The sequence below is a fragment of the Legionella sp. PATHC032 genome (assembly GCF_026191185.1).
Lineage (GTDB): Bacteria > Pseudomonadota > Gammaproteobacteria > Legionellales > Legionellaceae > Legionella.
In genome coordinates, this window is sequence record NZ_JAPHOV010000001.1 from 2,940,385 (window position 1) to 2,954,407 (window position 14,023).

A 14,023-nucleotide genomic window follows, 5' to 3' on the forward strand; every position below is an offset into this window, starting at 1 on the left:
TTTAGGTAAACTAGTTGTCTTTCTTAAGAGGCGCAGGAAAAAATATCATGAATTATGGATTAACTCATACCCCCTCATTAACCACGAGCGAATGTCTGGTGTTAGGCGTTTTTTCAGATTTGGCGCTACCCGATTTTGCAACTGCGATTGATAATGAACAACAGGGGCTTATAAAAAAACTTTGCCAACGAATCCCAGAGCCAGGAAACGCTGTATGGCAAACTGATGTCGAAGGACATAGCCTACTAATCATTCAGTGCGGCAAGAAAGAGGAATTTAGTGCTAATTCACTCCAAAAACGTATAGGGGAAATTACAGAAGCATTAATTAAACAGCGTTTCTCTTCTGCCACCGTATGCTTGCCTCGATTAAATCAGGAATCTGCCGAATGGCAGTTAGAGCAAATGATAGTTCAAATCGATAATTTAAGATATCAACTTCTTGATTTTAAAACAAAACATGCAAAGAATCATAAATTGGAATCGGTCATATTCCATCTACCCGGAGCCACTGAAAAAAGCCTTGAAATGGCCAAAGCAATTGTTACCGGAGTTGAATTTTGCCGTGATTTAGCGAATATGCCGGCTAATATTTGTACTCCGACTTATCTTGGTGAGCAAGCCTTTTCATTATCCAAACAATTCGACCAAATAAGCTGTCAAGTTATGGGGCCAGAAGAAATAAAAAAAATGGGTATGGGGGCATTATTAGCCGTTGCCCAAGGAAGTGACCAGCCCCCAAGATTAATAGATATTCATTATCAGGGAGACAAAAACTCAGCACCGGTAATTCTTGTAGGAAAAGGCATTACATTTGATTCAGGAGGCTTATCTATAAAGCCGGCTAACGCCATGGATGAAATGAAATACGATATGTCTGGCGCCGCCAGTGTGTTAGGGGTTATAAAAGCCTGTGCTTTGCTGAAATTGCCTATTAATCTCATCGGCATTATAGCCAGTGCTGAAAATCTGATTAGCGGCTCCGCTGTAAAATCAGGAGACATTGTGACCACCATGTCAGGACAAACAGTCGAAATCATCAATACCGATGCGGAAGGTCGACTAGTGTTAGCAGATGCTTTGACTTACGCCGAACAATATAATCCTGATTTTGTAATCGATATTGCTACTTTAACAGGGGCGATAATAGTCGCTTTGGGCAATATAGCCACTGGCTACATGACTAAAGATGAACAACTGGCAAAATCAATTGAGCGTGCTGCTAACGAAAGCCAGGATAAAGTCTGGCGTATGCCACTGGATGAGGCCTATCAAGATGCTTTGGATAGTCCTTTGGCTGATATGATTAACGCCAGCTTTGATCGTACTGCAGGAAGTATTACTGCCGCCTGCTTCTTATCACGATTTACTGAAAAATATCGTTGGGCTCATTTGGACATTGCGGGAACAGCCTGGATTTCAGGAAAGAAACGTAATGCAACAGGGCGTCCTGTTCCTTTATTAATTCAATTATTACGCCATGTCGCCAATTCGCGTTGATTTTTACTTATTAGCCAGCAGCCTTCCAGAAGCCCGCTGGTTGGTTGCCTGTCGTTTAATAGAAAAAGCCTACAGCAAAGGGCATACCATTTTTGTTTTTTGCGACAATCAGCAGCAAGCAGAATACCTTGATGAATTGTTGTGGACCTTTAAAGACGACAGCTTTATTCCCCATAATTTGCAAGGTGAAGGGCCGGAGCCTCCGCCCCCTGTACAAATTGGCTATCAAAAGGAGCCCAGAGGCTTTACTGATATCTTGTTGAATTTATCCGCCAATATTCCAATTTTTTATACCCGATTTAAAAGAGTCATTGAGTTGGTAAGCAATGTGGAAAATGAGAAAGAAGTGAGTCGATTGCACTATAAAGAATATAGAAATAAAGGCTGTGCATTGCACACACACTCAGTTGAATAAATATTTTACTGCTCGCTGGACTTTTAATCTTATTGTGTGTCCGCTCCCTGATGGTCGCGGCTCTGATTATAATAAAGTAAAACAGAGCCGAGACCATCAGGGAGCGGACAAAGAAGGCCGGAGAATAAGCAGTTACATTTTAACTTGGTGATTTTGAATAAGACCACAGCACGTCACAGTCCTTTTTTTGGGCTGCTTGCAATAAATGAATTAGAGGAATTGCTCGTTTAGCCAAACTGATATCAGGTTCACTATCCTCATCGTCTTCTAATGGATTATTTTGGCTTTTTATTTTTTCCAGCCCTTGTTGTAAATGACTTAAAGCATCTGGCACATTCTCTGATTTAATGGCACCGGGGATTGTGCCGCCATGTCCCATTAACAACAATAATTGTTTTGCCACATTTTCAAAATAAGTAATGTTTTCATATGCATCACAACTAAAAGTCACAAACATAACTAACTCCCAAGTGAAAATTCTATCCATAAGTCTGTAATAAATACTCGGCAACGGCTCGTAAACCCATTGCTTCACCACCTTCGGGCTTTCCTGGCTTGCTTACAGTATTCCAGGCCATGATATCAAAATGAACCCATGGTATTGATTTTGTCACAAATCGTTGCAGAAATAAGCCGGCAGTAATAGCCCCGGCATAGGACGAGGAACTGGAGTTGCTCATGTCTGCAATATTTGAATTCAATAACTCTTCATAAGGTGCAAATAAAGGCAAACGCCAGACAGGGTCTGAGACTTTATTAGATGCCTCCACTATACCTTGAGCCAGTTGATCATGATTAGAAAACATAGCAGCAATTTCAGTGCCTACAGCAACACGAGCGGCGCCAGTTAAGGTAGCAAAATCAATGATCAAATCTGGTTGTTCTTCACAAGCCTTGACCAAAGCATCTGCCAGAATCAATCGACCCTCTGCATCAGTGTTTTCTATTTCTACCGTTAATCCATTACGCATGGTTAAAACATCTCCTGGCCTAAAAGCATTCGGACCAATGGCGTTTTCAACAGCAGGAATTAATACCTGTAACCGAATCGGCAAACGCCGAATCATTATCCACTGGGCTAATCCTATAACGTGTGCAGCACCACCCATGTCTTTTTTCATCAAACGCATGCCTGATGAAGGTTTGATATCAAGCCCTCCACTATCAAAACAAACTCCCTTTCCAATTAAAGTCACCCGTGGATGTTTCTCATTTCCCCAATGCAAAGATAATAAGCGAGGTGCTAAAGCAGCAGCTCTTCCAACCGCATGAATGGCAGGAAAATTATCCTTTATCAACTCCTCTCCGATCCATTGTTTAAATTGAGCCTTGTGGGTTTTAGCCAATTCTTCGACAACATGGGCTAACGATTCTGGCCCCATATCACAGGTTGGTGTGTTAATGAGATCCCGTACTAGAAATAAAGAATTAGCCATGGATAAAATATAATCCATTTCATTTGCTTCAATAATTAAAACTCGAGGCTGTAACTCGTATTTTTTATAGTCATCAAATCGATATTGTGCTAATGCCCAAACTACACCAGCCTCCCGACTTAACTTATCTTGTAATTGATAGTTCCCCGGAGGCAATAAAAGTGCGGCATTGGCCAAAGCACATTCCTGATTACCAGCTCCTGAACCAATAAAGGCTTTTTCGATCACGCCATCCGCATTGAGAATAAAACAATAATCGCCCAATTTACCTTTAAATTGGCGCACAGAAAAACAATTGCGTTCCATTGGAGTTAGATTCTCAATTCCTTCTTCCCATTGTGATTGAGAAATGAGACAAACAGGAACCACTCTATCCCCGCTGTTTTTATAAAATACTTCAGCTTGCATCATTTTTAATCCTTCATCTGGCCACGAAAGTGGTTAGGTCTAACACCCATTATACCTAAAACTAATAAGTAGATGACTACCGTGACGAACACATGAGTTAATAACAAGCTCAAGCGCATCAAAGGAGAGAAACCAAGCCAGTAAGTCGCTGTTCCACTCATAAAATATAAATAAACTCCAATGGTAAAATTGGCTATCAATAACTGCATACAGTATTTCAGCCATCCGGGAGATGGCTTGAACAATCCCCTTTTAATCAAAAAAAACAACAAAATAGCGCAATTCACATATCCAGCTAATGCAGAAGCCAAAGTCAAGCCAGCATGAGCCAAGTGCCAAACAAATACAAAACATAAAAGAGTATTAACTACCATGGCTATGGCACCGACTTTTACAGGAGTACTGATGTCCTGACGAGCATAAAAACCGGAAGCCAACACTTTAACCACCATGAAGGCAGGAACTCCCATGGCGAGAGTGATTAAGCTTTTTTGAGTTTGTAACAAATCGTAGGCTGTAAATTTGCCATATGCAAAACAACTGGCAATTAAAGGCAATGCAAAAAAGGACAATCCCAAGCCGGCAGGCATTCCTATTAATAAAATCGAACGTAGCCCCCAATCCAAAGCACGAGAATATTGATTAATATTCTGTTCTGTGTGTTTTCGGGAAAGGTGGGGTAAGATAACTGTCGCAATCGCGACCCCAAAAACCCCCAAAGGAAAATCAGTTAATCTGTCCGTATAATATAACCAAGAGACACTCCCTACCTTTAGAAAAGAAGCAAAAATACTATCTACCATCAAGTTAAGTTGCGCAATTGAAACACCGAATAATGCCGGGATCATTAACTTAAGTACTTTATTGACTCCCGGATCATCCCGAACAACTCTAGGCCTCATAAGCAAATGCCGTTGATACAAAAATGGCAATTGAAAAACCAATTGTACGATACCTGCAATCAATACACCCCATGCCAAACCAACAACGGGTTGTGGCAAATTAGGGCACAAATACATGGCTGAGAGTATCATGCTGATATTAAGCAAAACAGGAGTAAAGGCTGGAACCCCAAAATAACCATAGGTATTCAATATCGCCCCTGCCATCGCTGTTAGGGAAATAAGCATTAAATAGGGAAAAGTGATACGAAGCATCTGCGTTGCCAATTCAGCCCGGACGCTATCATGATGAAACCCTGGTGCAAATAAAAAAATAATAACAGGCGATGCTACAATTCCCACTACAGTGACCAGAGTTAATATAGAACTCAAATAACCTGAAATCCGGGCGATGAAAATACGGACGTCTTCAGAAGAACGCGTTTTTTGATATTCAGCCAATACCGGGACAAACGCTTGAGAAAAAGCACCTTCCGCAAAAAGACGCCGCATAAAATTTGGTATCCTGAAAGCAACAAAAAAAGCATCCATACCAGCTTGCGCACCAAAAAAATTGGCAAGAACCATATCTCGGGCAAATCCTACTATTCTTGAAATAAATGTCATTAATGAAACAAGGGAGGTGGATCGAATCAAGCTTTGTTTTTTAGGTACCATAATATCCGTTGTCAGCATGATGTTTTAAATAGATAAAAATTTTCTTTATGATATACTTAAACTGACGTGAGTTCGATATAAAAAGCATGGAAATATCTCTTATATCTGGTTAAGCTGACATTATCTAGTAAAACACAACACATCAGGAGCCGGATGCCACTGCAAATTAAGTCGAACCTGGCATCAACTGAGTAAGCGCATCACCTGAAATCTTGGCCTTGTATCCCGATAATAAAACATTTCAACATCAACCTACGTCAAAACAAATACATAAAAGCAAAAGGGTCAAAACAGGTCTATTGACAAATTCTAACTCATTGTGCAAGATCTACATTTTTTGCAACATCTGATTGAGTGGAGATTTTTAAGTGGCAAATATCAAATCAGCGATTAAGCGTGCGCGTCAAAACGTCAAATTGCGTCAACATAACGCCAGTGCGCGTTCCATGTACCGCACCTACATTAAAAACGTGCTGAAAGCCGTAGAGTCTGGAGATCAAGAAGCTGCTCGTGCTGCTTATACCAAAGCACAACCAGTAATAGACAAAGCCGCTAATAAAGGCTTAATTCATAAAAATAAAGCAGCTCGTATTAAAGGTCGCCTCGTTGCTCGCCTCAAGGCCATGGCTGCCTAATCTGGAGTTTCCGTCGCTCTAAGTTCGAAACAACCGAACCGGCATTTACGGTTCGGTCCCCTTAGTTGAGCCCATTGGAATAATTAGTTGCCTCAATTGTGGGCTGTTCCTGTTCTATTGCCCTGTAATCATGCTCCTGATTTCCTCTGACAAAAGTTGAGTAAAAATAACTTCTACCCATAGCAGCAGCTATGCCCTGGAAAAATCCTAACATACTTAATGGTTGAGCAGGAAACACCAATGCGGCTAACTCTCTTTGCGACTGCATATGTACCAGTATATCTAATTCTGAAGTCATCGCTTGTAAGTTTTCTCGGGCTATTTTGTGCTCACTGTCTACTTTTTCCATTTTCGTTTGCAATTCCTTTTCCAAAAGGAAAAAAGGCTCTGTCATCAAATTAGCAAATCGGTCTGTTATTGATTTTAAATGAAGACGTTTGACTTCGATACTATCCACTGTTGGATTAGTAAAGCCATTTTTAGTAAACAATAAACAGGCTATCTCATTAAGCATGTTATGCCAAGGTAAAGGAGACAGTAAAAATCTTGTTAGCCAATATCTGTCGTCTTTTACAGAAGAAAAAGCATCAGCCAGGCATTCAACAAAAAAATTTAATGATTCATTGAAATACATTATCCGAGCATCTAATTGCTCTTTATAGATTGCTAAGGACTCATGACAAAAATCCGATGCCCATTTGTATTGTTTTTCTGCTGTCTGTAATCGCTCGCAATAATACGCTACTGTTTCACGGCCCTTTTCAACATCGCGCCACTCCTTATTGATACTGCGTGCCATGCGATAAGCCAGATTTAAGCCTCTGAACTGTACATTGGTTTGGACTTCAAAAGTTAATTCCTCCAATGTATGCAATTGTTCCATTAAGGTAGTGAGTTGACATAATCTCTTGAGTATTTCACTATTTTCTCGTGAGTGGCATACATAAATCACTCTGGGTACCCTTCTTGCGTTGAATTGCTTGGGGTGATTTTCTGAGTTTATCAAGGACGAAGATTGCTCGAAGCTCTCTTGCGAGAAGTCATCTTCCGATTGATTGACCAATGTTGCATTGCGGATCAAGGGAAAACCTGTCTCTTTTAATCGCTCCTGCATTTCTTCTTTTGTCGAAGCTTGAAATGCATCAAGCCAATTCGCCTTATCTTTTGAATTAATTGCTTCCTTTTGAGTTTCCAGCCAATTTTGGGCTAAAACATACAATCTTTTTTTTGCCAATTGAATTTGGCTTTGTAAATCATTTATGGTTAAAAACATCCTTTTATGCTCACTTGTTTGCTTGAGTGCCCTTAATCTATCACTCTAAAATTCATACTTCAATCAAAAAAGCATATTAATAATCGGATGTTTTAAAACAAATCGCTTATCTAATTTTCACAAGGCTTGTATATTCATTTCTAAAGAGGGTTGGGCTTTAACAGTCCCTCAACACCAACCCATACTGGAATCTATTCAACCCACTCTACGTTGCCGAAAGGTGTGGAGTTAAAGAAATCTTCCCCTCATAGTCCTCTGACTCGACATCATCCTCACAATAGGTGCGTCCGATAATTTTACAAAGGTTAATTTTATCCTTTCTGGATAAATAAGAGGCCACTGCTTCCACCATATTTTCAAACTTATGGTCGTCAGTTTTCCCATATGGAGAGGTAGTTGGATTTTCCATTGGGGCATCATCGTCAATTTGATAATTATCCACAATGGCCATATAAATGTTGTTAAATAACGATTTTGCCTTTTTAATTTTATCTTGTAATATTTTTTCTCCTGAGTTTCTTGGAGCTGAAAATAAAGAAAGTGCCCAGCCATACCACCCTCCAGGTTTAGGCTCTTCTTGCTTGGGCTCAATAATGGAAAAGGCTTTATAACATTCAACGACTTGATTGATTAATTCATCTTTGTAAAGCCGATATTTCTCAGGGACACTGCTATTGATTAATAACCATTCCAGGCGTTGCAGTTTTCTGACAATTCCTTTCACTTCCTCACAATAATCCTCATCTATTTGGAATAACTTGATTGTCCCATCGGATAACGCTTCAAGCTCTTGCGGCGGAACTGTCCAATAAAGCTTTACTCCGGGATCTTTTAAATCACGATAGTGTACAACGTCTCCTGAAGATTTTTTATGCTCTCGTAAAGGGCCTGTGCTATGTAAAAAAATGGCCTCCATTGGTCCACTACGTCTGGGCACTGTGGGATGTTGACCATATTCAGTTAGGCGTTCAATTTGCTCCTTTGATAATACATAAGACAACAATGATAAAGCTTGTGTTTTACAATTTTTGGAAAGAGCCAAACTAGGTCCAAACAATCCCCAGGACAAGCGCAGCTCAAAAGGTTTTAAACGAGCTTCCCGCCCTTGTTGTTCTGCTTTAATCTTTTCAGTCGCATAAATTAATCTTGAAAATTGTTCATGAGGATAAATTCTGGTTTTCTCAGGAGGTTTCCCTTTAATGCCTTGCGTTTCCACAAACTCATTTATCGCTGTTTGCTGATCAGCTGCCATCTGCAAACATTTTCTTTGTAATAACTCAAAATCGTCTTTGGTTAACTCAAAGGTAACCCCGCGCAAACCACATCCCTGATCGAGAAATCTAAGCTCTTCGTGCCGCAACATTCCATGATTGTCAATCAAATCCACATCCAGGCCCATTTTTATTTTCAATTGATTTAACCAGGAACTATCACGATTGGTTGTCGGCAGCCCATAAAACCCCCAATTATCGACAACTTCCAGTAGGTTACTGGTTTCGTCCATTTTTGAAAGCAATAGACAACTATGCCACAATGGATTACTTCCTACCTCCTGATCTGTAGTACAAAAAGTAACAACATATTTCATATCAACACCCTTAACGATTTTTATCTAAAATTATTTGCCCGTGATTAAATTAAAAATTTAAACACCTAAATATTATTTTTAAAACAACAATAAGGCATGGTTGCACTTTCGTAAAGTGCCAGGGTAAGCTTAATGTTATTAATATAATCGAGGAAACAAATGTAGACTGGGCCTTGTGGCCCAGAAGAATCAGATACTTGATTAGCAAGATTGAAACATCATCTGTTAAATAGCTCAATGAGCTGAGCAATGACTTTAACCCAAGTTATTAATTAATTTGGCTTGATTCAACTGCTCATAAGCTCTCTTTGCAGGTATAAAATTGGGATATTGCGTCACTAAGCGTTGCAAGATCATTCTGGACAAAACCTCTTCCCCATGGTTCCATTCATTCAATGCATCAAAATAAATCATATCGGCGCTTTGACCATCAAACTTGGGAACATTATTAAACAACACAGGTTCGACATAACTTACTTTATCCTGGGTTTGTGCCTCTAATCTTTGTAATATTCTACGGGCTTGTAAACTACCGTTTTCACTCGCTTGTTGTAATAACTCACGACCTTTTTCGGGTAGTCGCTCGCCAGCTGTCCCTTCAATATAATAAGTACCCAATTGATATTGAGCATAAGCATTTTGCTTTTGTGCTAATTTTTGATAAATACTCGCTGATCTTTTATGATCCTTTTCGACACCAAGACCATAATGATACATTCTTGCCAAAGCAAGCATTGCTTTTTCGTTACCTTTATCAGATGCATCCTGGTAATACCTTAAAGCATCTGGAAAATCCAATTTAACACCAACGCCTGTTTCGGATAATAAACCGAGTGCATACAAAGCATTCCCATTACCTAAGCTTGCAGCCTTTTTATACCAGACCAAAGCTTGTTGTTCGTTTCTCGGTTGCCCCAAACCATAAAAATACATTCCGGCCAATTGACTCATCGCTTCCGGAGCGCCTTTCTCTGATGCTTCCTTAAACAAGGATAATGCTGTGGAGTAATTGACAGGCACGCCTTTACCATACTCATACATTAAAGCCAAATTATAAGCGCCTAACATATCTCCTTTTGCCGCAGCATTTTCATACGCTTTTAACGCTTGAGCATAATTATCATCTACAGTTTCATAAATAAAACCTAGGGCTACATCGGCTTTAGGTAAATGTTTCGCTGCTTTTTGGTACCAATGTTTGGCTAAATTGTAATCGGGTTCTCCTGTTTCACCTAGTTGATAAAATTGACCCAATAAGTATTGTGCCTCAGGATTGCCTTGTTCTGCCGAAGCAGTGTACCAATGTTGCGCACCAACAGGATCCGGCGCGGCACCCAATCCTTTTTGGAGCATATAAGCCAATTTTAATTGCGCATATTGATCACCCTTATCAGCTAAGCCCTGATAAATTTCTTTGGCTTGATTCATTTGTTCAGGATCACTGCTTTGAGATAAATAATAATCTGCCAATACTATCCCGGCATGACTATTACCTAATTTATAAGATTCAATTAAATCGGGTAAAAAGTCTTCCCCGGATTTTTGCTTAAGTACTGCCAGATTAAAGTCGGCATAGGAAAATTGGGATTCTGCTGATTGCTTCAGCAAGTCCAATCCTTTTTCTTTATCCTGTGCGACCCCTTTTCCTTCCGTAATATAAGTGCCCAATATAAACTGACTTACGGGATTTTGTCCGGCTTGTTGATACCAGTACATGGCTTTGGCTGGATCAGCTGTTATTCCTATACCACGGTCATAGAGCATTCCCAGTAGAAGAGCGGCTTTCTCATTACCTGTTTCAGCTTGCTCTTCGGCTACTTTAAATGCTTGTTCCTGCTTTTGCCTGTTATCATCCATTGCATTATAAAATGCCAATGGTAACAATGCCTCTGCAACTTTATTCTTCACAGCACCTTGATATAATTTTCTTATTAAGGCAATTTTTTGTTTTCTGACATCTACACTTAAACCATTGTTGTAGTCTCTTGCCAAATATTCTGCCAACTCATATTCTGCCGGACCATAATCATTGGCAGCTGAAAGATAAAGCATGGCCATGGCTTGCTCATCATTTGCTTTGATATACTCTTTTCCATCAGGGCCAACTATTCCCTGGCGCAATATTCTTGCCAATACGTATTGTGCCCTTTTATTCCCTTTGAATGCGGAATCAGTTAGCCAATTTAATGCTTGTTGATAATCATTTTCGTCTTTACCACGCTTCAGATAGAGTATTCCCAAATTATATTCAGCGCCCAAGTGCTTTTGTTCCGCAGCATTCTCATAAAAAATAATAGCCGAAGCATCATCTTGCATTAAACCAATCCCATATTGAAACAATTGACCAATTTCAAATTGAGTTTGGGCATTTCCAAGTATTGCTCTGAAATACAAATAATTGACCACAGACATATAATTGACAGTTCGCTTCCAATCTCCGGTCCAAATGTCCATTAAATCAAAACTTTCAACTTCGCTATCATCATAATTCGCGTCGATATAAGGAGCTGGCAAGTTGAGCTTTTGTACAACAGGGCTATTGGCCCTCTCTAGAGCTTCTATGTATGGATTAAGTCTGTAAGTTGGATAAGTCCATTGATTTGATTGAAATTCTACTTGTTTACTGATTAAAGCATCATAGTAACTGCTTATAGGAATACTATTAGGTTGAGTTAACTCAAATTGTGGTTTGAAAATATCCTGACGAGAGATGGTTTCAATTTTAGGTGCTTGATTATAACTATTATTTCTCAAGGCTGACGGATTATTCCATGGGCTAAATATACCATTCATCTGGTAAGCCGTCTCTTCCAATTTATCCGTTCGATCATTACTTAGCCATAATGCAGCTTGGGCAAGAACGGGAGGCTCCGCTTTTTTCTTCTCGTTTTCTGCTGCCTTAAGAGTCCATTGTTTAGACAATTCCTCATCAGCAGTTACGCCTATGCCTTTTTGATATAAATTGGCCAATTCTTTTTGAGCTTGAACAGAACCATTTTGGGCTGCTTTTAGTACCAATAAAAAGCCTGTTTTTGGGTCATAAACTGGACTTTTATCTTGTAAATAAATATGGGCTAACTCAAGAGTAGCTTCTGTACTCTGTTTCGCAGCTTTATTAAGCCATTGAATAGCCTCATCATATTGATTTTGCATTAAGGCCAATTTACCCAGCTCAACCATGGCCGGGGCGTATTGTCCTGTAGCTGCTTTATTTAATAATTCGACACCCTTGACAGTATCCTTGGTAACCATTTGCCCAGCCACATAAAATCTGCCCAACTCTGTTAAAGCTTTTGGATCTCCATTCTCCGCTGCTTTAGTCAGCCAAATGATTCCTAATTTTTTATTACCTGCATGCTTACTCTCTAAAAAATACTCTGCTAAGGTGTATTGAGCAATAGCGTTACCATTTTTTGCTGCATCAATATAATAGCGTCTCGCGACATCAGTATTTTTCTTGACGCCAACCCCATATAAATAAGCTGCCGCCATAAACATTTGTGCGTTCACATCTCCCACTGCGGCCGCTTGTTTAAACCAACGGACAGCCTCTTCCGGATTTTTTTCATGAAGCAAATTGTATTTGGCCATGAGCAGTACTGCAGGTAAATAACCTTTTTCCGCTGATTTGGTAAAGTACCGCATCGCAATACGATTGTTTTTTAACTGACCATATCCATAAAGATAAAGTCGCCCTAAATAATATTCAGCAACAGCATCCTGACCTGATTTACTGATTAGGGGCTCAGCAGCTTCATTATAATTGCCTAATCTGTAAGCATTGAATGCATCATCGGCAAAAACCTGTTGGCTTGCAGATGCGACTAAAACACACACCCATGGTACTAGTGATTTCATGAAGATTCCCCTCTTTTCATGGCCATTTATACGCCGGGTATAATGCCATAATGCACCACTTGACTAACTGCCCCATTCCTCGTATTACTGTCTACTATCCAAAAATTACCTTTATTATTCAAACCAAATTTGACATTAACATATTCGCATACTTTAACCGCATCAGCACAATCCAAAATTTTTCCATAGGACTTTTTACCATCACCCAAGGTGCAGATGAATTTCACTTCCTTTTCACCTGTTGCCAAAACAGCCCAGGAATTCCCTCTGATAGAATGATTTAACCAATAGGAATACAAACTTTCCTTATCATGCATCTGATATAAGCTAACGGTTTCTGGCAATTGATTATAAATAAAATACATCGATTGCAAGGCTCCTTCCTTCCCCGGAAGAAGAGTCAATACCTTTAAATTTTGCTGATATCCAACAGCAGTACAACCGAGAGGAAATTTTCCGTTATCCTTTTTCTCCGCCTTATCTTCGGCAGTTGCTGCTTTATTAGGTTTGGCTGCATATGCCGATATATTTAGTGCACCAGTTAATAGAATCACAACGATTGCTGTTATTGAGCTTCGGCTTTTTAGGTTCATTTTTTCTTCTCACTGTCATTTAAAGGACGCACAATCACCTTAGTCCCCATAAAATTATTACGCTCACTGGACAACTCTACAAAATTTTCATTTAGCCACTTGGCATCCTGGATAAACATACGCACACAGCCATGGCTAGCTCTTACTCCCGGGATATCATCAGAACCATGTAATGCAAACCCTTTATGAAAATACATGCAATAAGGCATTTTGGCACCGCCTCTGCCTATAGGAAAAACATCTGAAGTACAACGAACATTTTCCTTGCTGAATACGCGGAAAATTCCTGTCAAAGTACGACAAACTTTATTGGAATCAGAGCATTTATCACTTCCAGAAGAAATAGGTCCCCACCATACTAAATTGCCCTGAGCATCATAGGCGCCCCAAGCCAGTTTCTCTTGATCCACGATAATTTGTTTTTCATTTTCACTTTCGATTTTAAGTGGGAAAGGCGATACATCAAAAATATTGATATTGGCTAAATTCTTTGGTACGGCAATTTCTCTGCCTGACCAAAGATAGTTATAAGTGCGATTGACTCTTTGAACAATGTCTCTTTGAACAGGATCGGGGAATAATTTTTCCCAACTTTGCCCCCCCGTGACCTTGATACATTCATATTGAGGATAAGCACATAATGCCGTTCCATAAAAATGCCCAGCATTAAGTACAGTCACCATTGACATCATGAACATTGTTAATAGTATTTTTTTCATGGTGCCGCCCCCTTATGCCTGATTTTTATAATTTTATGCA

General features: G+C 39.6%; 11 protein-coding genes. 3 read left to right on the top strand and 8 right to left on the bottom strand.

The window, feature by feature from the left end:
- Nucleotides 1-47: 47 nt before the first annotated feature.
- On the top strand, nt 48-1,499 hold the full coding sequence (locus tag OQJ02_RS13095; protein WP_265719444.1) for a leucyl aminopeptidase: 1,452 nt from the start codon (nt 48-50) through the stop codon (nt 1,497-1,499).
- A complete protein-coding gene (locus OQJ02_RS13100; protein WP_265719445.1) occupies nt 1,480-1,914 on the top strand; it encodes a DNA polymerase III subunit chi in 435 nt (144 codons plus the stop codon). The genes OQJ02_RS13095 and OQJ02_RS13100 overlap by 20 nt, the downstream gene beginning before the upstream one ends.
- A gap of 139 nt (nt 1,915-2,053) precedes the next feature.
- Here OQJ02_RS13100 and OQJ02_RS13105 read toward each other — a convergent pair whose 3' ends face one another.
- From OQJ02_RS13105 to murJ, 3 genes are read right to left on the bottom strand one after another with little or no spacing between them, the layout of a single operon-like run.
- Nucleotides 2,054-2,371, bottom strand: a complete 318-nt coding sequence (locus OQJ02_RS13105; protein ID WP_265719446.1) for a DUF1840 domain-containing protein — start codon at nt 2,369-2,371, stop codon at nt 2,054-2,056.
- A gap of 22 nt (nt 2,372-2,393) precedes the next feature.
- Nucleotides 2,394-3,758 carry a leucyl aminopeptidase family protein gene (locus tag OQJ02_RS13110; RefSeq protein ID WP_265719840.1) on the bottom strand — a complete coding sequence of 455 codons (1,365 nt, stop codon included), beginning with the start codon at nt 3,756-3,758 and terminating at the stop codon, nt 2,394-2,396.
- A 5-nt stretch (nt 3,759-3,763) separates the two neighbouring features.
- Nucleotides 3,764-5,335, bottom strand: coding sequence for a murein biosynthesis integral membrane protein MurJ (murJ, locus tag OQJ02_RS13115; RefSeq protein WP_265719447.1), 1,572 nt, complete (start codon nt 5,333-5,335; stop codon nt 3,764-3,766).
- A gap of 350 nt (nt 5,336-5,685) precedes the next feature.
- On the opposite strand from murJ, the gene rpsT reads away from it, so the two are divergent.
- The gene (gene rpsT, locus OQJ02_RS13120) at nt 5,686-5,952 is read left to right on the top strand and encodes a 30S ribosomal protein S20 (protein ID WP_010948336.1); all 267 of its coding nucleotides are present in this window, start codon (nt 5,686-5,688) and stop codon (nt 5,950-5,952) included.
- A gap of 61 nt (nt 5,953-6,013) precedes the next feature.
- Here rpsT and OQJ02_RS13125 read toward each other — a convergent pair whose 3' ends face one another.
- The 5 genes from OQJ02_RS13125 to OQJ02_RS13145 form a co-directional block, all read right to left on the bottom strand.
- Nucleotides 6,014-7,225 carry a hypothetical protein gene (locus OQJ02_RS13125; protein ID WP_265719448.1) on the bottom strand — a complete coding sequence of 404 codons (1,212 nt, stop codon included), beginning with the start codon at nt 7,223-7,225 and terminating at the stop codon, nt 6,014-6,016.
- 205 nt (nt 7,226-7,430) lie between these two features.
- A complete protein-coding gene (locus OQJ02_RS13130) occupies nt 7,431-8,813 on the bottom strand; it encodes a hypothetical protein (RefSeq protein ID WP_265719449.1) in 1,383 nt (460 codons plus the stop codon).
- Nucleotides 8,814-9,068: 255 nt separating this feature from the next.
- A complete protein-coding gene (enhC, locus tag OQJ02_RS13135) occupies nt 9,069-12,671 on the bottom strand; it encodes an enhanced entry protein EnhC (protein WP_265719450.1) in 3,603 nt (1,200 codons plus the stop codon).
- Between the two features lie 26 nt (nt 12,672-12,697).
- A complete protein-coding gene (locus OQJ02_RS13140; protein ID WP_265719451.1) occupies nt 12,698-13,264 on the bottom strand; it encodes an endopeptidase IV in 567 nt (188 codons plus the stop codon).
- Nucleotides 13,261-13,983, bottom strand: a complete 723-nt coding sequence (locus OQJ02_RS13145) for a L,D-transpeptidase (protein WP_265719452.1) — start codon at nt 13,981-13,983, stop codon at nt 13,261-13,263. Before OQJ02_RS13145 ends, OQJ02_RS13140 begins: the two co-directional genes overlap by 4 nt.
- Nucleotides 13,984-14,023: the final 40 nt, after the last annotated feature.

Bases quoted from the DNA above. Each gene is read 5' to 3' on its own strand.
- murJ (WP_265719447.1), bottom strand. From the start codon at position 5,335: ATGCTGACAACGGATATTATGGTACCTAAAAAACAAAGCTTGATTCGA.
- OQJ02_RS13105 (WP_265719446.1), bottom strand. From the start codon at position 2,371: ATGTTTGTGACTTTTAGTTGTGATGCATATGAAAACATTACTTATTTT.
- OQJ02_RS13140 (WP_265719451.1), bottom strand. From the start codon at position 13,264: ATGAACCTAAAAAGCCGAAGCTCAATAACAGCAATCGTTGTGATTCTA.
- OQJ02_RS13100 (WP_265719445.1), top strand. From the start codon at position 1,480: ATGTCGCCAATTCGCGTTGATTTTTACTTATTAGCCAGCAGCCTTCCA.
- OQJ02_RS13145 (WP_265719452.1), bottom strand. From the start codon at position 13,983: ATGAAAAAAATACTATTAACAATGTTCATGATGTCAATGGTGACTGTA.
- OQJ02_RS13125 (WP_265719448.1), bottom strand. From the start codon at position 7,225: ATGTTTTTAACCATAAATGATTTACAAAGCCAAATTCAATTGGCAAAA.
- enhC (WP_265719450.1), bottom strand. From the start codon at position 12,671: ATGAAATCACTAGTACCATGGGTGTGTGTTTTAGTCGCATCTGCAAGC.
- OQJ02_RS13130 (WP_265719449.1), bottom strand. From the start codon at position 8,813: ATGAAATATGTTGTTACTTTTTGTACTACAGATCAGGAGGTAGGAAGT.
- OQJ02_RS13110 (WP_265719840.1), bottom strand. From the start codon at position 3,758: ATGCAAGCTGAAGTATTTTATAAAAACAGCGGGGATAGAGTGGTTCCT.
- OQJ02_RS13095 (WP_265719444.1), top strand. From the start codon at position 48: ATGAATTATGGATTAACTCATACCCCCTCATTAACCACGAGCGAATGT.